Raw genomic sequence first — 17,768 nt, 5'->3', positions numbered from 1 at the left:
CCCTCTTTGCGCCATGACGCATGGCGCATGACGCAGCGGCTTTCCTGGTTGATCCTGATCCTCGCCGCGGTGGCGTTGCGCCTGCCGGATATCGGCAACCCGCTGATCGATGTCGACGAACAGATGTACCTGCTCGTCGGGCAGCGGATGTGGGAGGGGGCGATCCCCTATGTCGACATCTGGGACCGCAAGCCGATCGGCCTGTTCCTGATCGCCGCGGCGGCACGGGGCCTGCCCGGCGATCCCGTCGTCGCCTATCATCTGCTCGCGCTCGCCGCCGCAGCGGCCACCGCCGGCCTGATCGCGACGATGGCCCGACGCCATGCCGGCGCCGCCGGCGCGCTGGCGGCGGGCCTGCTCTATCTCGTCTGGCTGGAGCTGCTCGGCGGCCGCGGCGGCCAGTCGCCGGTCTTCTACGATCTCGCCATCGTCGCGGCGGCGCTGCTGACCCGCGACACGATCGCCGGTCGCCGCCGCGCCGCGATCCCGGCGATGCTGCTCGCCGGGCTGGCGTTGCAAATCAAGCCGACCGCGGTCTTCGAAGGCTGTTTCTTCGGCATCGCGCTGCTCGGCGCTACATGGCAACGCCACCGCAACCCGGCACGGCTCGCCGCTGCGGCAGCGCTCTATGCCGCCAGCGCGCTGCTCCCGACGATCGCTGCCGCCGCCGCTTATGCCGGCATGGGGCACGGCGGCGCCTGGTGGTTCGCCACGATCGAATCGATCTTCCTGCGCCAGGCGACCCCCGGCGATCCGATCGCGGCACGGCTGGCCGGCGTCGCCGTCGTCCTGCTCGTCCCCGCCGGACTCGCGATTCGCGGGCTGATCGTGCGCCCCGATCGATTCCTGACCGGTTGGCTCGCCGTCGCGGTGGTCGGCTGGCTGCTCGTCCCGCCCTATTTCAACCATTACGCGCTGCCGCTGCTCGTCCCGATCGCGGTCTGCGCCGCCGCCGCGCTCGACCGCCGCGCGATGCAGGCGCTCGCCGCCGTCGCGGGGGGCGCATTGCTGCTGTTCAGCGGCTATCCGCATCGCGGCGATACCGCCGACATGCGCCAGCGCGTCGCCACGCTCGCCCGGGTCATCGATCGGATGCGCGGGCAGGGCTGTCTGTTCCTCGTCCAGGCACCGCCGGTGCTCTACGACGCGACCGATAGCTGCCTGCCGACGCGCTATCCATTTCCGTTCCACCTCGTCGAGGCGAGCGAGGCCCGCGCGATCGGCATCGACCCGACGCAGGAGGTCGCCCGCATCCTCGCCGCCCGCCCGCCGGTGATCGCGGTCGGCGACATCCCCCGCAACCGCCGGCGGCCCGGCGTGATCCTCGTCCACCGCGCGCTCGCGCGTCATTATCGCGCCGTCGCGCGCGACCTCGGCGTGACCGTCTATCGCCGCATGCCGGCCGCCGCGCCGCCGGCGAGACCCGGAAACACGCACGGAACGTAGCGGCCGACCGTCGGTTGGTCTTCCACCTCCGCGCTGCAAAAGGACTGACGATGACCGACCCCGACCGCACCGACGACCAGGACAAGAACGACCACAATATCGATCCGCTCGCCCCGACGGAAAACACCGACACCGAGGGATCGGGCGCCGGCTACGGCAACCACGGCGAGGGCCAGGGCGGCGTCAACGACAACGCCTGATCGTCCTCCACCGTCGTCCCGGCACCTGCCGGGATGACGGACGGGGGTCAGGCCGCCCCGTTCCGTCGTTCGCGCGCATCCGCCATCAACCGGTCGCGGCTCGACAGGAACGGTCCCTCCGGCCACCGCGCCGGTGCGAACGTGCCGAGCCCCACGGGAGCGTCGATCCCGACATAGATCGCCTCGATCCCGCCCTTGGCGCTATACGCCTCGTGCCAGAACCCGCAGCCGTGGCGATCGCTGAGGAAGTCCCGCCACCAGCCGCTATGCGGCGCCGACCGGGTGAAGCGGCCGAGGCTGTCGAGATCGCGCCAATAATGGCGGATGCCGACGTGGTTCCACGCGAACATCATGCCGTCATTGCCCAACAAGCCGTCGGGCGGCGTACGGCTGATGGTGGCGAGGCCGCGACCGATCCGCATCAGCGCGGGCAATCCGCGCAGGCTGCCGACCCGGAAACCGAGCAGCACCATGACCAGATCGGGATAGCCCGACAGATCCACCGTCGCACGGGCCGTGGCGGCGCGCCCATCCATTTGCATCATCCGACTCCTTTGTTTACAGCGTAAGCTACCACTAGCTGCTTACAGTGTAAACACACCGAATGACGTCGACGCCTTCTTTGCGCCAGTCGCTTGTCGAGCATGCGATGCGTCTGCTCGATGCCGGCGATCACGACCCCTCGCTCCGCGCCGTCGCACGTGCCGCAGGGGTATCGGCGATGGCGCCCTATCGCCACTTTCCCGACAAGACGGCGCTGCTCGGCGCGGTGGCGGCGGAAGGCTTTGCGATGCTGCACGGCCGGCTCGTCGTCGCCGACGCGCAGGGGAACGCCATCGCGGCCGAACAGGCGCTGGTCGAACAGGGGCTGGCCTATGTCGCCTTCGCACAGGCGCATCCCGCGCTGTTCCGGCTGATGTTCACCGATGCGATCGCCACCGCCGCGCACGTCAGCCCGGATCACGCCGCCGAGGGCGATGCCTATGGCGTACTCGCCGCGCGCGTCGCGACGCTCTGTCCCGGCACCGCGCCGACCGCGACGATGGCGGCCTGGGCGCTGGTCCACGGCTTCGCGACGCTCGCGCTCGATCGCCGCCTGCCGCCCGATCCGGAGGCCGCCCGCGCAGCGCTCGCCTTGTTCGTCGCCGGCCTTACGAAAAAGGGCCCGGAAGCCTAAGCCTCCGAGCCCCCGATCGTCTCAGGCGAAGCGGATCAGCCCCAGTTCGCCATCTTCTGCTCGAGGTTGGCGCGCACCGCCTCGAAGAACTGCTCGGTGGTCATCCACGGCTGGTGCGGCCCAATCAGGATCGCGAGATCCTTGGTCATCTGGCCGTTCTCGACGCACTCGATGCAGCAGCGCTCCAGCGTCTCGGCGAACTTGGTCACCTCGGGGGTGCCGTCGAACTTGCCGCGATACTTCAGGCCGCCGGTCCAGGCGAAGATCGACGCGATCGGGTTGGTGCTGGTCGCCTTGCCCTGCTCGTGCTGGCGATAGTGGCGGGTGACGGTGCCGTGCGCGGCCTCCGCCTCGACCGTCTTGCCGTCCGGCGTCAGCAGCACCGAGGTCATCAGGCCGAGCGACCCGAAGCCCTGCGCGACCTGGTCCGACTGGACGTCGCCGTCATAGTTCTTGCAGGCCCAGACGAACTCGCCGTTCCACTTCAGCGCCGAGGCGACCATGTCGTCGATCAGGCGATGCTCGTAGACGATGCCCGCTTCCTTGAACTTGTCCTTGAACTCGGTTTCGAACACCTCGGCGAACAGGTCCTTGAACCGGCCGTCATAGGCCTTGAGGATCGTGTTCTTGGTGCTGAGATACACCGGCCACTTGAGGTTGAGGCCGTAATGCATCGAGGCACGGGCGAAATCGCGGATCGAATCGTCCAGATTGTACATCGCCATCGCGACGCCCGAGCTCGGGAAATCGAAGACTTCGCGGTCGATCGTCTGGCCGTCGACGCCCTCGAATACGAGGCGCAACTTGCCGGGGCCGGGGACGAGGAAGTCGGTCGCGCGATACTGGTCGCCGAAGGCGTGACGGCCGACGACGATCGGATGCGTCCAGCCCGGGATCAGGCGGGGGACGTTCTTGATCACGATCGGCTCGCGGAAGATCGTGCCGCCGAGGATGTTGCGGATCGTGCCGTTGGGCGACTTCCACATCTTCTTGAGGCCGAATTCCTCGACGCGCTGTTCGTCGGGGGTGATCGTCGCGCACTTGACCGCGACGCCGTGCTTCTGCGTCGCCTTGGCGGCGTCGACCGTCACCCGGTCCTCGGTCGCGTCGCGATTCTCGATGCCGAGATCGTAATAGTCGAGCTCGATGTCGAGATACGGCTTGATCAGGCGCTCGCGGATCCATTCCCAGATGATCCGCGTCATCTCGTCGCCGTCGATCTCGACGATCGGGTTCTTCACCTGAATCTTGGCCATATGCGCTTCCTGCAAGAGGGGATTTGCGCCGTCGTCTAGGCACAAGCGGGCAGGGGATCAACCATCTCGGGCGGATTGGCCGCGCGGTGAACGTCGTCGCCGGCAAACGTTGTGTTGCATGAACGACACGGTTACACCCCGTGGTTATGCCATCGCTCGAAAAGCCACCGACCAGCCCGCTGCCGACGACCACGGTGAAGTGGCGCTTCCCTTCGGTCCACCCCGAAGGCCATAAATACGCCGCCATCGCGCTTGGGCTCACGCTGATCGCGACGATCATCACCAAGGTGCTGTTCTGGCCGCTGCTCGCCGTCGTCGTCTGGGTGCTGACCTTCTTCCGCGATCCGATCCGCACCACGCCGGTCGGCGACGGCCTCGTCATCGCCCCCGCCGACGGGCTCGTCACGATGATCCAGCGGGTGGCGGTACCCCGCGAATTGGTCGGCGAACTGGGCGAGGTGCCGCTGACGCGCGTGTCGATCTTCATGTCGGTGTTCGACGTGCACATCAACCGGACGCCTATCGCGGGTACGATCCGCCAGGTCGTCTATATCAGCGGCAAGTTTCTCAACGCCGATCTCGACAAGGCGTCCGACGAGAACGAGCGCCAGCATATCGTCGTCGAGGGGCGGGACGGCCGCCGCATCGGCTTCACCCAGATCGCCGGGCTGGTCGCGCGCCGCATCGTGCCCTTCGTCAAGCCGGGCGACATGGTCGCGACCGGCCAGCGGATCGGCCTGATCCGCTTCGGCAGCCGCGTCGACGTCTTCCTTCCAGACGACATCATCCCGCAGGTGACGCTCGGCCAACGCACGATCGCCGGCGAGACGGTGGTCGGCCGTGTCGGCGGCATGTCCGTCACCGGCATCGCACAATGATCGGCAAATAAATGGAACCGCGCGACTCCACCCCCGATCCCGCCCGCCGCCTGCCGCGTCGCCTGCCCCGCCGTCCGCGCGGGCTGCCGCTGCGCGCCGTCGCCCCCAATGCCGTCACCGCGCTCGCGCTCTGCTCGGGCCTCAGCGGCGTGCGCTTCGCGATCGGCGGCGAATGGCAGAGTGCGGTGACGATGATCATGATCGCCGGCGTGCTCGACGGGCTCGACGGGCGCATCGCCCGCATGCTCCACGGCGAGAGCCGCTTCGGCGCCGAACTCGATTCGCTGTCCGATGCGATCTCCTTCGGCGTCGCGCCGGCGCTCATCATGTATCTCTGGTCGCTCGCCGCCCTGCCGCGTCTCGGCTGGATCAGCGCGCTGATTCTCGCGGTGTTCTGCGCGCTTCGCCTCGCCCGCTTCAACGCGGCGATCGACGCCGACGACCAGCCGCACAAATCGGCGGGCTTCCTCACCGGTGTGCCGGCACCAGCCGGGGCGGGTCTCGCGATGCTGCCGCTCTATTTCTGGTTCTGGACCGATCAGCCGATCTTCGCCAACCCGTATCTCGTCGCGCTCTGGGTGGCGTTCATCGCGCTGCTGATGGTGTCGAGCGTCGCCACCTTCTCGTGGGGCTCGCTGCGCCTGCGCCGGACGATCCGGTTCGAGGCGATCGCTGGCGTCGTCCTGCTCGGCGCGGCGCTCGTCTCGGCGCCATGGCATACGCTGAGCGCGATCTGTGTCGGTTACCTGATCACGATCCCGTTCAGCGTCGCCAGTTATGCGAAGATCAGGCGGCAGCGCGCAGGCGGCGAACGCCAGCGGGAACCGGAGCCGACGCCCAGCGCCTGACGGCGATGCGGCGTTCGGCCGAGGCGAGCTGCGACAGCGGAGCGAAGGCGGGCTCGACGTTGCCGGCGGCGAGGCGGACGATACGCTGCCACTGGGGCGCGACCGTCGCGGCGATCACGCCCGCGGCAACCGCGAACGCACCGGCAAAAACGAGAACACTGACGACTGCAACCATCGAACCGACTCCCTGGCAGGCGAGCGAGCAGCCTGTGGATAACTCGCTTAACCATTGTTTAATCAGTGAGTTCCGCGCTGGGTCCATTTTCGCCGATTTCGCTTCGCCGCAGCGCCGCTAAACTGGGTTAGACTCACCGTGTCCACTGTCTGGACGCTTTATGTTCCACCTACGTTCTACCTGTCAAGCGGGTTGGAACGACTTGCGTTCTGCGTCCGCTGCGGCTAATGGCGCAGCCCTCTAACCCCGCATGGGAAGCATCATAGCCCGGTGCGTGCGGCCGCAAGGCCCGCGTCATCCGCTTCCCAGAGGCATTAACCGGAAAGGACTCATCCTATGGCGGCTCCCGTCGTCACCATGCAGCAGCTCATCGAGACCGGCGCGCACTTCGGCCACCAGACCCACCGCTGGAACCCGAAGATGAAGCCCTACATCTTCGGCGACCGTAACGGCGTCCACATCCTCGACCTGTCGCAGACCGTTCCCCTCTTCGCCCGCGCGCTCGAGTTCGTCTCGTCGTCGGTCGCCAGCGGCGGCAAGGTGCTGTTCGTCGGCACCAAGCGCCAGGCGCAGGACGCCGTCGCCGATGCGGCGCGTCGTTCGGGCCAGCATTTCGTCAACCACCGCTGGCTGGGCGGCATGCTCACCAACTGGAAGACGATCAGCAACTCGATCAAGCGCTTGAAGACGCTCGAAGAGCAGCTTTCGGGCGATACGCACGGCCTCACCAAGAAGGAAGTGCTCCAGCTTACCCGTGAGAAGGACAAGCTCGAAATGTCGCTCGGCGGCATCCGCGACATGGGCGGCGTGCCCGACGTCATGTTCGTGATCGACGCGAACAAGGAAGAGCTGGCGATCAAGGAAGCCAACACGCTCGGCATCCCGGTCGTCGCGATCCTCGATTCGAACGTCTCGCCCGACGGCATCGCCTTCCCGGTGCCGGCGAACGACGACGCCAGCCGCGCCATCCGCCTGTATTGCGAAGCGATCGCCATCGCGGCGACGCGTGGCAACCAGGAGCAGCAGTCGCGCCGCGGCGTCGATCTCGGTGCGCAGGATGTCGCCCCGGTCGAGGAAGCGCTGACCGTCCCGACCCCCGAGCCCGAGCAACAGGCTGCCGGCACGGTCGAGGGTGCGGGCGCCGAGGCCGAGCGTCAGATCGACGCGTAACCGCCGTCGTCGAACCGTCATGCGGGCGGGGTAGGGCGGCGCCCTGCCTCGCCCGTAAACACATTCAGAACAAGGATTATGCAACATGGCTGATATCACCGCAGCGATGGTCAAGGACCTGCGCGAGAAGAGCGGCGCGGGCATGATGGATTGCAAGAAGGCGCTTAACGAGACCTCGGGCGACATGGACGCCGCGCTGGACTGGCTGCGCACCAAGGGCCTCGCCGCCGCGCAGAAGAAGTCGAGCCGCACCGCTGCCGAGGGTCTCGTCGGCGTCGCCACCGCCGGCACCAAGGGCGCCGCGGTCGAGGTCAATTCGGAAACCGACTTTGTCGCCAAGAACGACCAGTTCCAGCAGTTCGTCCGTGAAGTGACCCAGATCGCGCTCGCCACCGGCGGCGACATCGAGGCGCTGAAGGCCGAGGCGATGCCGTCGGGCACCACCGTCGCCGAGGTGCTGACCAACAACATCGCCACGATCGGCGAGAACCAGTCGCTGCGCCGCGCGCGTCGCCTCGAAGTGTCGCAGGGTGCGGTCGTGTCCTACGTCCACAACCAGGCGTCGCCGGGTCTCGGCAAGATCGGCGTGCTCGTCGCGCTCGAATCGGACGCCTCGGACGAGGTGCTGCAGGGTCTCGGCAAGCAGATCGCGATGCACATCGCCGCGGCGTTCCCGAAGGCGCTCAACGAGGAAGACCTCGACGAGGCCGAGATCGAGCGCGAGCGCGCGATCGCGACCGAGAAGGCGGCCGAATCGGGCAAGCCCGCCGATATCATCGCCAAGATGGTCGAGGGCGGCATCGCCAAGTTCCGCAAGGAGCATGCGCTGGTCAGCCAGCTGTTCGTCATGGACGGCAAGACCAAGATCAGCGACGTCGTCGCCAAGGCGGCCAAGGACGCCGGCGCGTCGATCGTGCTGAAGGACTATGTCCGCTTCCAGCTCGGCGAGGGCATCGAGAAGGAAACGTCCGACTTCGCCGCCGAAGTCGCCGCCGCCTCGGGCGTCGCGCAGAAGGCCTGATCCGGCCGGCGCGCTGCGGCGCGCCACGGCATCCAGCGAAGGGCGTCGCGCATCCCGCGCGGCGCCCTTTGTCGTTGCCGTGGCCGTCGGGCGGATCGGCATCCTGCACCGGCGCACATAACCCCGGATCCGATCAGGCGAAGGTTGCCCCGGCGCGCGCGTCGGCCTAAGGTCCGACCCGCTTTCTCCCACCAGCGATAGGAACTTATGACGTTCGCGCCGCGCTTCAAACGCATCTTGTTGAAACTGTCCGGCGAAGTGCTGATGGGCGAGGGCGGTGGCCTGTCCATCGATCCCGCCGTGACCGCGCGCGTCGCCGAGGAGATCGCCGACGTCAAGGCGCAGGGCTATGAGCTCTGCATCGTCGTCGGCGGTGGCAACATCTTCCGCGGCATCTCCGGCGCGGCGCGCGGCATGGAACGCGCGACCGGCGATTACATGGGCATGCTCGCCACGGTGATGAATGCGCTCGCGGTGCAGAATGCGCTCGAGCAGATCGGCGTCGAAACGCGCGTCCAGTCGGCAATCCCGATGGCGTCGGTGTGCGAGCCGTTCATCCGTCGCCGCGCCGAACGCCACCTGGAAAAGGGGCGCGTGGTGATCTTCGCCGCGGGCGTCGGCAGCCCGTTCTTCACCACCGATTCCGGTGCCGCGCTGCGCGCCGCCGAGATGAAGTGCGATGCCTTGTTCAAGGGCACCTCGGTCGACGGCGTCTATGATGCCGATCCCAAGAAGGTGCCGACCGCGACCCGCTACGCCACGGTCAGCTATTCGAAGGTGCTGTCCGACGACCTCAAGGTCATGGACGCCAGCGCGATCGCGCTGTGCCGCGACAATAACATTCCGATCGTCGTCTTCAACATTCGCGAACACGGCAATTTCGCCGCGGTTCTCAACGGTGATGGCATCTCGACGGTCGTCCAGAACGAACAGGAGTAGACCATGGCAGCCTATGACAAGGCCGATCTCGAGCGCCGGATGGCCGGCGCCGTCGAGGCGCTCAAGCACGACCTCAACGGCCTGCGCACCGGCCGCGCCTCCACCGCCCTGCTCGATCCGGTGACGGTCGAGGTCTATGGCAGCCACATGCCGCTGGTGCAGGTCGCCACCGTCTCGGTACCCGAGCCGCGCATGCTGTCGGTGCAGGTCTGGGACAAGTCGAACGTCGGCCCGGTCGAGAAGGCGATCCGCTCCGCCGGCCTCGGCCTCAATCCGATCAACGACGGCCAGACGCTGCGCCTGCCGATCCCCGATCTCACCGAGGATCGCCGCAAGGAACTCGCCAAGCTCGCCGGCAAATATGCCGAGGGTGCGCGCATCGCGGTCCGTAACGTGCGGCGCGACGGCATGGACGCGCTGAAGACCGACGAGAAGAAGGGCGTCATCAGCGAGGACGAGCGCAAGCGCCACGAGACCGAGGTGCAGAAGCTCACCGACGCGACGGTCGCCGAGCTCGACGCGGCGGCGGCGGCGAAGGAAAAGGAAATCCTCGGAAAGTGAGTCCAATCGCGGCCTCGGTTGCGTCGCTGGCGGCGGTCCCGGACACGGGGCCGGTGCCGCGTCACGTCGCGATCATCATGGACGGCAACGGCCGCTGGGCGAAGGCGCGGCACCTGCCGCGCGTCGCCGGTCACAAGGCCGGGGTCGAGGCGGTGCGCCGCGTCACGCGCGCCGCGCGCGCGATGGGCGTCGAGGCGCTGACGCTCTACGCTTTCTCCAGCGAGAACTGGCGCCGCCCCGAGGATGAGGTCGGCGCGCTGATGGGGCTGCTGCGACTGTTCATCCGCAGCGACCTGGCCGAGCTGGTCGCCGAGAACGTGCGGCTGCGCATCATCGGCGACTATCGCCGCTTCGCACCCGATCTGGTCGCGCTGGTCGACGATGCGATGGCCAAGACCGCGGCCAACACCGGTCCGATCCTGGTGATCGCGCTCAACTACGGCTCGCAGGCCGAACTGGTCGCCGCCACCCGCCGGCTCGCCGCACGCGCCGCCGCGGGCGAGATCGACCCGGCCGCGATCACCGCCGGGCATATCGAGGCGGAGCTAGACACCGCCGACCTGCCGCCGCTCGACCTCGTCATCCGTTCGTCGGGCGAGCAGCGCCTGTCCAATTTCCTGCTGTGGCAGGCGGCCTATGCCGAGCTGCTGTTCGTCGACACGCTCTGGCCCGATTTCACCGCCGACACGCTCGGCGACGCCATCGCCGCCTTCGGGCAGCGCCAGCGGCGCTACGGCGGCCTGTGAGCGACGCGCCCGCCGGCAAGCGCCCCTCGGAGCTTGCGACCCGTACGCTTACCGGTCTGGCCCTGATCGCGTTCGCGCTGGTCGCGCTGGCACTCGGCGGCTTCGTCTTCTGGCTGCTTGCCGTCACGCTCGGCGTCTTCATGATGGCGGAGTGGAGCGACCTTCACGGCGCCGATTCGAAGACCAAGCGGCTCGGCCAATATGTCCTGTCGGTGCCGCTTGCGATCATGTGTCCGCTTGCCGCCGGCCCTGATTTCTTCGCGCTCGGGCTGCTGGTCGGCGCCTTCTTCTTCCTGACGATCATCAGCCGCCGCCCGCAACTGGGCGCCGGCGTGCTCTATTGCGGCCTGCCGATCTACGCGTTGCTGCTGATCCGCCACGAGCCCGACGGCCTGCGCAACGCTTTATGGGCGCTGAGCCTCGTCTGGGCGACCGACATCGGTGCCTATTTCGCCGGGCGCAGCATCGGCGGCCCCAAGCTCGCGCCGCGGGTCAGTCCTAACAAGACCTGGGCCGGCCTGATCGGCGGCATCGTGCTCGCGACGGTCGTCGCCGCGGTGATGGGCCAGGTCTACCTTCTCCCGTTGCGCTTCGTGATCGCGACGCCGCTGCTCGCGATCCTCGCGCAGGCCGGCGACCTCTACGAAAGCCACCTCAAGCGCCGCGCCGGCGTCAAGGATTCGGGCAGCGTCATCCCCGGCCATGGCGGCTTCCTCGACCGTCTCGACGGCGTCGTCCCGGTGATGCCGGTCGCGGCGCTGCTCGTCGTCGTGCCGCTCGCCTTCTGATATGAAAACCGTCTCCATCCTCGGTGCGACCGGCTCGGTCGGCACCTCCACGCTCGATCTCGTCGAGCGCGAACCCGACCGTTTCAGGGTCCGCGCGCTCACCGCGAACGGCGACGTCGGCAAGCTCGCCGCCGCTGCGCGCCGCACTGGGGCGGAGCTCGCGGTGGTCGCCGACGAATCCTGCCTGCCTGCTTTGCGCGACGCGCTCGCCGGCACGGTCACGCAGGTCGCCGCGGGGCGGCAGGCAATCTGCGACGCCGCGGCGGGCGCCGACTGGACGATGGGCGCGATCGTCGGCTGTGCCGGGCTCGAACCCGTCATGGCGGCGATCCGCCACGGCGGCACGGTGGTGCTCGCCAACAAGGAGCCTTTGGTGTCGGCGGGCGAGGTGATCCTCGCCGCCGCGGCGCGCTCGGGGGCGACGCTGCTGCCCGCGGACAGCGAACACAACGCCATCTACCAATGTTTCGACTTCGCCCGGCCCGAGGGGGTGCGACGCATCATCCTCACCGCCAGCGGCGGCCCGTTCCGCGACTGGTCGCGCGAGCAGATGGCGGACGTCACCGTCGAACAGGCGGTCGCGCATCCCAATTGGTCGATGGGCGCCAAGATCAGCATCGACAGCGCGACGATGATGAACAAGGGCCTCGAACTGATCGAGGCGGCGCGCCTCTTCCCGGTGCCGCACGAGCGGATCGAGGTGGTGATGCATCGCCAGTCGGTGATCCACTCGATGGTCGATTACGTCGACGGCTCGATGCTCGCGCAGCTCGGCCCCTCCGACATGCGCGTGCCGATCGCGCATACGCTCGCCTGGCCCGAGCGGATGGCGACGCCGATGGCGCCGCTCGACCTCGTCGCGATCGGCCGGCTCGACTTCGAGGCGTGCGATCCCGTCCGCTTCCCGGCGATCAAGCTGGCGCGCGACGCGCTGGAGGCGGGCGGCGCGCGTCCCGCCATCCTCAACGCCGCCAACGAGATCGCCGTCGCCGCGTTTCTCGACCGGCGTATCGGCTTCCTCGAAATTGCCGCAATCGTCGCTGATACGCTGGATCATTACGATCCGCCGGCTCCGGAAACGCTGGAGGCGGTCCTCGCCATCGACGGCGAAGCGCGACGAATGGCGGACGAGCGTATTCGGGACCATGCTAAGGGGCGTGTAAGGGTTCGCGCGTGAAGGATTGCCTAGCTTGATCCAGTCTCCCGGCGTTCTGATGGCCGTACTCGCGTTCCTCTGCGCGATCGGCCCGCTCGTCTTCATCCACGAGATGGGCCATTATCTCGCCGGCCGGCTGTTCGGCGTGAAGGCGGAGGCCTTTTCGATCGGCTTCGGGCGCGAGATCGCGGGGATCACCGATTCGCGCGGCACCCGCTGGAAGTTCGGCTGGCTGCCGCTCGGCGGCTATGTCCGCTTCGCCGGCGACATGAACCCGGCGAGCCAGCCCGATGCCGCGTGGCTGGCGCTCCCCGCCGCCGAACGCGCGCTGACCTTCCAGGCCAAGCCCCTGTGGCAGCGGGCGATCATCGTCGCCGCCGGGCCGGCGATCAACCTGATCCTCGCGGTGCTGATCCTCGCCGGTTTCGCGCATCATTACGGCGTCGACCGGACTCCGGCGGTGGTCGGCACGGTGATCGCCGGCGCGCCCGGCGCGAAGGCGGGCCTGCAACCGGGGGATCGCATCCTGTCGATCGACGGCCGCGCCATTCAGACCTTCACCGACGTCGCGCGCTATGCGCTGATCCGGCCGGGCGAGCAGGTGACGTTGCGCGTCGTGCGCGGCGGCACGACGTTCGACCGCCCGCTGGCGATCGGCGTCGTCCACCAGCGTGACCGCTTCGGCAACGAATATCGCATCGGGCGGATCGGCATCGGCAGCGGCGATCCCGTGCTCGCGCCGGTCGGCCTCGCCGAGGCGCCGGCGGCGGGCGTGCGGATGACCGTCGACATCATCTCGGGCACGCTCGAGACGCTCGGCCAGATCATCAGCGGCCGCCGCTCGATCGACGAACTCGGCGGACCGATCCGCATCGCCAAGATCTCGGGCGAACAGATGGCACTCGGCGTGTCGGCGTTCGTCTGGCTGGTGGCGATGCTGTCGATCAATCTGGGGTTCATCAATCTGCTGCCAGTACCGATGCTCGATGGCGGACACCTCTTCTTCTATGCGATCGAGGCGATCCGCCGCCGGCCCCTCGAACCCAGGGTGCAGGAATGGGCATTCCGTGGTGGACTCGCCGCGGTATTGGCGCTGATGCTGATCGTGACCTTCAACGATTTGAGTGCAGTCGGTCTGTGGCAGCGGCTGGCCGGCTTGATCGGCTGACCGGCTTGGGGCAGGGCAGGCGCCTGCGTCCCGGCGGATATTGGTATCCTGACGTATTTGGGGTGGGTTGAGTGACAGCGATGAAGAGTACCAAGTTCGCGCCGGTGAGCGCCGCGTTGCTGGCCGGCACGATGCTGTCGGGCATGCCGGCGATGGCGCAGACCGCGCCTGAACCGGCGGCGCAGCAGCCCGCCGCGCCGGCCGCCGACTCGCCCGCCGCGACACCGACGCCGGCTCCGGCCCCCACCCGCGCACCCGCCACCGGGCGCACGCCGGCCCGCGCCGCCCGCACGCCCGCCGCCCCGGCCGCCCCGGCGACGGCGCAGGCTGCGACTCCGGCCGTGGCACGCACGATCAAGACGCTGCGCGTCGAGGGTTCGCAGCGCATCGAGCCCGAGACGGTGCTGTCCTATACCAAGCTGCGCGTCGGCATCCCTTATACCGCCGAGACGCTCGATCAGGCGTTGAAGGATCTGCAGGCGTCGGACCTGTTCGTCGACTTCTCGATCTCGGGCGTCGAGACCGGCGACATCGTGCTGCGCATCCGCGAGAATCCGATCATCAACCGCGTGATCCTCGAGGGCAACAAGGCGCTCAAGAGCGACAAGATCACCAAGGAGATCAAGCTCGCGCCGCGGCAGATCTTCACCCGCACCGCGGTCCGCCAGGACGTGTCGCGGATCATCGAACTGTATCGCCGCCAGGGCCGTTTCGCCGCGGTGATCAGCCCGAAGATGGTCAGCCTCGACCAGAATCGCGTCGACGTGGTGTTCGAGATCACCGAGGGGCCGAAGTCCAAGGTCCGCCAGATCAACATCATCGGCAACGAGATCTTCAACGACGGCAAACTGCGCGGCGAGATGGTCACCAAGGAATCGCGCTGGTTCCGCCTGCTCTCGTCCAACACCTCCTACGATCAGGATCGCCTGAATTACGACCAGCAGAAGCTGCGGCAATTCTATCTGACCGAAGGCTATGCCGATTTCCGCGTCACCTCGGCGGTCGCCGAGCTGACCCCGGACAAGCGCGACTTCATCATCACTTATGTGGTCGAAGAGGGTAAGCGCTACAAATTCGGCGACGTCACCGTCGACAGCGAGATCCGCGACTTCGACAACAAGAAGCTGGCGGCGTCGCTGCCGGTCAAGAAGGGCGACTGGTACAACGCCAAGCTGGTCGAGACGTCGATCGACCAGTTGAGCGAGGCGGCCGGCCTGTTCGGCTACGCCTTCACCGACGTGCAGCCCGATTATGCGCGCGACGCCGACACGCTGACGATGGGGCTGAACTTCCACATCGCGCAGGCGCAGCGCACCTATGTCGAGCGGATCGACATCAACGGCAACACGCAGACGCAGGACAAGGTCGTCCGTCGCGAGATCCGTCTCGCCGAGGGCGACGCGTTCAACAGCTTCCAGGTCAAGCGCTCGCAGGATCGCATCAACTCGCTGGGCTTCTTCCAGGACAAGATGGAGATCAAGCAGACCCCCGGCTCGACCCCCGATCGCATCATCCTCGACACCACGCTCGAAGAGAAGAGCACCGGTGAGCTCCAGCTCTCGGTCGGCTATTCCAGCCTCGAACGCTTCATCATCCAGGCCAACATCACGCAGAACAACTTCCGCGGCAAGGGTCAGGTGCTGCGTGCCGGCGTCAATTACTCGACCTATTCGAAGTCGGTCGAGCTGGGCTTCACCGAGCCCTATCTTTTCGACAAGAACGTCGCGGTCGGCGTCGACGTGTTCCGCCGCGACTATAATTCGTTCAACTATATCGGCACGCAGCGCCAGACGACCTATTCGCAGGTGTCGACCGGCTTCCAGGTCCGCATGGGCGTGCCGCTGACCGAATATTGGTCGCTCGCCGGCCGTTACGGCCTGTCCTACGACGAGGTCGGACTCGACCAGTCGACCTATTTCACCGACGGCGCCTGCGACCCGCTCAAGGCCGGCCGCTATCTCTGCGAGGCGATCGGCAACCGCTGGACCTCGTCGGTCGGCTATTCGCTGATCTACGACAGCCTCAACAGCCGCCTGCGCCCGACCGCCGGTCAGCGGCTCAGCTTCAGCCAGGATTTCGCCGGTCTCGGCGGCGACGTGAAGTACATCCGCACCCGGCTTGAAGGCTCGAAGTTCGTCAACGTCGGCTCGGGCTTCATCGGCTCGCTGGTCGGCGAGGCGGGCTATATCAAGTCGCTCGAAGGCAGCCGCGGCGAGGGCGTCGACCGCATCCGCATCACCGATCGCTTCTACCTCGGCGAACCGCAGTTCCGCGGCTTCGACATCCGCGGCGTCGGTCCGCGCGTCCAGCGCCAGCAATATACGGTCGATACGACGACGGGTAAGCAGATCCTCGTCACCGACCGCGACCAGCTCGTCGACGACGCGCTCGGCGGTCGTGCTTACTATCTCGCCCGCGCCGAGCTGGAGATCCCCTTGGGCGCCGGTGCGCGCGAACTCGGCCTGCGTCCGTCGATCTACGTCCAGGCGGGCAGCCTGTTCGGCCTGACCCGGCCGCTGCCGACCGCAAACTTCCCGACGATCACCGATGCGGCGGGCAACGTCACCGTGCTGCCGATCCAGCGCCTGCTGCTCGATTCGTCGGGGCGGCAGCTGTATCAGGTGCCGACCGGTGCCGCGACCGGCGCCACCGATTTCACGACCTGCGCGATCGGCTATTCGGCGACGCTCGGCGGCGTCTGCTCGGGCAGTTCGACCAACGCGATTGCCTATCAGTCGCCGATTTCGCCGTTCAAGGAAACCTATTACGCCAGCAGTGCGACGCCGCGCGTCAGCATCGGCGTCGGCGTCAACTGGACTTCGCCATTCGGTCCGTTGCGGATCGACCTTGCCAAGGCGCTCGTCACGCAGAAGGGTGACGATCCCAAGCTTATTACCTTCAACGTGGGGACTCAGTTCTAATGAAGACGATCACCAAGACCTCGCTGGCGGCACTCGCCGGCGCCTCGATCGCGCTGGCGGCCGGCGCCGCGACCGCGCAGACGGCCGGGATCGCCACGGCGCAGGCCGATGCGGCGATCTTCAGCGCCAAGGCGTTCGACGCTGCCAATCAGCAGATCTCGACCACCTACAAGACCCAGCTCGATCAGGCCGCGGCGGCGCAGACCGCGCTGAACACGCAGCTGCGCACGCTGCTCGACACCAACAAGGACGGTCAGGTCAGCCAGGCCGAAGCCGCCGCCGCCGAGGCGCAGAACAGCGCGATCGGCAACCAGGTCCGTGCCGCGCAGCAGAAGGCGCAGCCGAACATCGAATCGCTGCAGGGTCCGGCAATCAAGGCACAGGCCTATGCGCTCGAGCAGATCACCGCGAAATACGATCCCGCGCTGCGCGCCGTCGTCGCCGCGAAGAAGATCACCGTCGTGCTCGCGCCCAACGCGATCCAGTACGCGCCCCCCGCGACCGACGTGACCCGCGACATCATCGCCGAGCTCGACCGCTCGACGCCGACCGTCTCGATCACCCCGCCGGCGAACTGGCAGCCGCAGCAGCAGACCGTCGAGCTGCTGCAGCAATATCGCCAGCTCGTCTATGCGAACGCCGCCCGTCGTCAGCAGGCCGGCGCACCCGCTCCCGCCGCCGGCACCCCGGCACCGGCCGCCGGCGCCGCGCCGCGCGCCACGCCGCAGGGCCGCTAAGGCTGCACGGGTGAGCGACGACGCACCCCAGCAGCAGGGCACGACCATGGGGCCGCTCGATATCGGGCGGGTCATGGCGGCCCTGCCGCATCGCTACCCGATGCTGCTGGTCGACCGGGTCGAGGAGATCATCCTCGACCGGTCGATCGCGGCGATCAAGGCGGTGACGATCAACGAAGGCTTCTTCCAGGGGCATTTCCCCGGTCGGCCGATCATGCCGGGCGTGCTGATCGTCGAGGCGCTGGCGCAGGCCGCCGGAATCCTCGCGGTCGAGAGTCTCGGCCTCGCCGGCTCGGGCAAGCTCGTCTATTTCATGGCGATCGACGGCGCCAAGTTTCGCAAGCCGGTCGAACCGGGCGTGCTGTTGCGGCTGGAGGCGACCTTCGTCCAGAAGCGCAGCTCGGTGTGCAAGTTCGCCGGCGTCGCGAAGATCGACGGCCAGGTCGTCGCCGAGGCCAATTTCACCGCGATGATCGCTGACCCGCCCAAAGCCTGAGCATCGGACCGGCCCCCTCCGTTTGCCCTGAGCCTGTCGAAGGGCTGGTGAGATCCACCTGTGCTTCGACAGGCTCAGCACGAAC

At 67.6% G+C, this 17,768-nt stretch carries 19 protein-coding genes; 16 read left to right on the top strand and 3 right to left on the bottom strand.

What is annotated here, in order from left to right:
* Positions 1-27: 27 nt before the first annotated feature.
* Positions 28-1,446: a hypothetical protein gene (locus tag MC45_RS04210; protein WP_052075506.1), complete on the top strand. Its 1,419-nt coding sequence runs from the start codon at positions 28-30 to the stop codon at positions 1,444-1,446.
* A 50-nt stretch (positions 1,447-1,496) separates the two neighbouring features.
* Positions 1,497-1,646, top strand: coding sequence for a hypothetical protein (locus tag MC45_RS19210; RefSeq protein WP_156143770.1), 150 nt, complete (start codon positions 1,497-1,499; stop codon positions 1,644-1,646).
* 47 nt (positions 1,647-1,693) lie between these two features.
* On the opposite strand, the gene MC45_RS04205 is transcribed toward MC45_RS19210, so the two are convergent.
* Positions 1,694-2,191 (bottom strand): monooxygenase family protein, encoded by a 498-nt coding sequence (locus MC45_RS04205; protein WP_156143769.1) that lies wholly within the window; start codon positions 2,189-2,191, stop codon positions 1,694-1,696.
* A 59-nt stretch (positions 2,192-2,250) separates the two neighbouring features.
* On the opposite strand from MC45_RS04205, the gene MC45_RS04200 reads away from it, so the two are divergent.
* A complete protein-coding gene (locus MC45_RS04200; protein ID WP_038659908.1) occupies positions 2,251-2,823 on the top strand; it encodes a TetR/AcrR family transcriptional regulator in 573 nt (190 codons plus the stop codon).
* Between the two features lie 35 nt (positions 2,824-2,858).
* On the opposite strand, the gene MC45_RS04195 is transcribed toward MC45_RS04200, so the two are convergent.
* Complete coding sequence (locus MC45_RS04195) at positions 2,859-4,079, bottom strand: NADP-dependent isocitrate dehydrogenase (RefSeq protein WP_038659905.1); 1,221 nt, start codon at positions 4,077-4,079, stop codon at positions 2,859-2,861.
* Between the two features lie 146 nt (positions 4,080-4,225).
* Between MC45_RS04195 and MC45_RS04190 the strand changes: the two genes are divergently transcribed.
* Positions 4,226-4,957: a phosphatidylserine decarboxylase gene (locus MC45_RS04190; RefSeq protein WP_038659901.1), complete on the top strand. Its 732-nt coding sequence runs from the start codon at positions 4,226-4,228 to the stop codon at positions 4,955-4,957.
* An 11-nt stretch (positions 4,958-4,968) separates the two neighbouring features.
* Complete coding sequence (locus MC45_RS04185; RefSeq protein WP_052075505.1) at positions 4,969-5,805, top strand: CDP-alcohol phosphatidyltransferase family protein; 837 nt, start codon at positions 4,969-4,971, stop codon at positions 5,803-5,805.
* Here MC45_RS04185 and MC45_RS04180 read toward each other — a convergent pair.
* On the bottom strand, positions 5,744-5,980 hold the full coding sequence (locus MC45_RS04180; RefSeq protein WP_081974326.1) for a hypothetical protein: 237 nt from the start codon (positions 5,978-5,980) through the stop codon (positions 5,744-5,746). The genes MC45_RS04185 and MC45_RS04180 overlap by 62 nt on opposite strands.
* 336 nt (positions 5,981-6,316) lie before the next feature.
* Between MC45_RS04180 and rpsB the strand changes: the two genes are divergently transcribed.
* The 11 genes from rpsB (at position 6,317) to fabZ (ending at position 17,683) form a co-directional block, all read left to right on the top strand.
* Positions 6,317-7,150 carry a 30S ribosomal protein S2 gene (gene rpsB / locus MC45_RS04175; protein ID WP_038659894.1) on the top strand — a complete coding sequence of 278 codons (834 nt, stop codon included), beginning with the start codon at positions 6,317-6,319 and terminating at the stop codon, positions 7,148-7,150.
* A gap of 85 nt (positions 7,151-7,235) precedes the next feature.
* Entirely contained in the window at positions 7,236-8,171 is a 936-nt protein-coding gene (gene tsf, locus MC45_RS04170; protein ID WP_038659892.1) for a translation elongation factor Ts, read from the top strand.
* 207 nt (positions 8,172-8,378) lie between these two features.
* Positions 8,379-9,110, top strand: coding sequence for a UMP kinase (gene pyrH, locus MC45_RS04165; RefSeq protein WP_038659889.1), 732 nt, complete (start codon positions 8,379-8,381; stop codon positions 9,108-9,110).
* A gap of 3 nt (positions 9,111-9,113) precedes the next feature.
* Complete coding sequence (frr, locus tag MC45_RS04160; protein ID WP_038659886.1) at positions 9,114-9,671, top strand: ribosome recycling factor; 558 nt, start codon at positions 9,114-9,116, stop codon at positions 9,669-9,671.
* Complete coding sequence (locus MC45_RS04155) at positions 9,668-10,417, top strand: isoprenyl transferase (RefSeq protein WP_081974325.1); 750 nt, start codon at positions 9,668-9,670, stop codon at positions 10,415-10,417. Before frr ends, MC45_RS04155 begins: the two co-directional genes overlap by 4 nt.
* On the top strand, positions 10,414-11,205 hold the full coding sequence (locus MC45_RS04150) for a phosphatidate cytidylyltransferase (RefSeq protein WP_038659884.1): 792 nt from the start codon (positions 10,414-10,416) through the stop codon (positions 11,203-11,205). Before MC45_RS04155 ends, MC45_RS04150 begins: the two co-directional genes overlap by 4 nt.
* A gap of 1 nt (position 11,206) precedes the next feature.
* Positions 11,207-12,382 carry a 1-deoxy-D-xylulose-5-phosphate reductoisomerase gene (locus tag MC45_RS04145; protein ID WP_038659881.1) on the top strand — a complete coding sequence of 392 codons (1,176 nt, stop codon included), beginning with the start codon at positions 11,207-11,209 and terminating at the stop codon, positions 12,380-12,382.
* Positions 12,383-12,395: 13 nt separating this feature from the next.
* Positions 12,396-13,529, top strand: a complete 1,134-nt coding sequence (rseP, locus tag MC45_RS04140; protein ID WP_038659878.1) for an RIP metalloprotease RseP — start codon at positions 12,396-12,398, stop codon at positions 13,527-13,529.
* 80 nt (positions 13,530-13,609) lie between these two features.
* Positions 13,610-16,450: an outer membrane protein assembly factor BamA gene (bamA, locus tag MC45_RS04135; protein WP_038659875.1), complete on the top strand. Its 2,841-nt coding sequence runs from the start codon at positions 13,610-13,612 to the stop codon at positions 16,448-16,450.
* On the top strand, positions 16,450-17,187 hold the full coding sequence (locus tag MC45_RS04130; protein ID WP_038659872.1) for an OmpH family outer membrane protein: 738 nt from the start codon (positions 16,450-16,452) through the stop codon (positions 17,185-17,187). Before bamA ends, MC45_RS04130 begins: the two co-directional genes overlap by 1 nt.
* 46 nt (positions 17,188-17,233) lie before the next feature.
* The gene (gene fabZ, locus MC45_RS04125; RefSeq protein ID WP_038659868.1) at positions 17,234-17,683 is read left to right on the top strand and encodes a 3-hydroxyacyl-ACP dehydratase FabZ; all 450 of its coding nucleotides are present in this window, start codon (positions 17,234-17,236) and stop codon (positions 17,681-17,683) included.
* The last annotated feature ends 85 nt before the right edge of the window (positions 17,684-17,768 follow it).

The organism is Sphingomonas taxi (genome assembly GCF_000764535.1).
Classification (GTDB): Bacteria; Pseudomonadota; Alphaproteobacteria; order Sphingomonadales; family Sphingomonadaceae; genus Sphingomonas; species Sphingomonas taxi.
This window is presented reverse-complemented; position numbering and strand designations above follow the sequence as displayed.

Bases quoted from the DNA above. Each gene is read 5' to 3' on its own strand.
- MC45_RS04180 (WP_081974326.1), bottom strand. From the start codon at position 5,980: ATGGTTGCAGTCGTCAGTGTTCTCGTTTTTGCCGGTGCGTTCGCGGTT.
- rpsB (WP_038659894.1), top strand. From the start codon at position 6,317: ATGGCGGCTCCCGTCGTCACCATGCAGCAGCTCATCGAGACCGGCGCG.
- tsf (WP_038659892.1), top strand. From the start codon at position 7,236: ATGGCTGATATCACCGCAGCGATGGTCAAGGACCTGCGCGAGAAGAGC.
- fabZ (WP_038659868.1), top strand. From the start codon at position 17,234: ATGGGGCCGCTCGATATCGGGCGGGTCATGGCGGCCCTGCCGCATCGC.
- MC45_RS04130 (WP_038659872.1), top strand. From the start codon at position 16,450: ATGAAGACGATCACCAAGACCTCGCTGGCGGCACTCGCCGGCGCCTCG.
- bamA (WP_038659875.1), top strand. From the start codon at position 13,610: ATGAAGAGTACCAAGTTCGCGCCGGTGAGCGCCGCGTTGCTGGCCGGC.
- frr (WP_038659886.1), top strand. From the start codon at position 9,114: ATGGCAGCCTATGACAAGGCCGATCTCGAGCGCCGGATGGCCGGCGCC.
- MC45_RS04185 (WP_052075505.1), top strand. From the start codon at position 4,969: ATGGAACCGCGCGACTCCACCCCCGATCCCGCCCGCCGCCTGCCGCGT.
- MC45_RS04195 (WP_038659905.1), bottom strand. From the start codon at position 4,079: ATGGCCAAGATTCAGGTGAAGAACCCGATCGTCGAGATCGACGGCGAC.
- MC45_RS04205 (WP_156143769.1), bottom strand. From the start codon at position 2,191: ATGATGCAAATGGATGGGCGCGCCGCCACGGCCCGTGCGACGGTGGAT.
- MC45_RS04200 (WP_038659908.1), top strand. From the start codon at position 2,251: ATGACGTCGACGCCTTCTTTGCGCCAGTCGCTTGTCGAGCATGCGATG.
- MC45_RS04190 (WP_038659901.1), top strand. From the start codon at position 4,226: ATGCCATCGCTCGAAAAGCCACCGACCAGCCCGCTGCCGACGACCACG.
- MC45_RS04145 (WP_038659881.1), top strand. From the start codon at position 11,207: ATGAAAACCGTCTCCATCCTCGGTGCGACCGGCTCGGTCGGCACCTCC.
- MC45_RS04210 (WP_052075506.1), top strand. From the start codon at position 28: ATGACGCAGCGGCTTTCCTGGTTGATCCTGATCCTCGCCGCGGTGGCG.
- MC45_RS19210 (WP_156143770.1), top strand. From the start codon at position 1,497: ATGACCGACCCCGACCGCACCGACGACCAGGACAAGAACGACCACAAT.
- pyrH (WP_038659889.1), top strand. From the start codon at position 8,379: ATGACGTTCGCGCCGCGCTTCAAACGCATCTTGTTGAAACTGTCCGGC.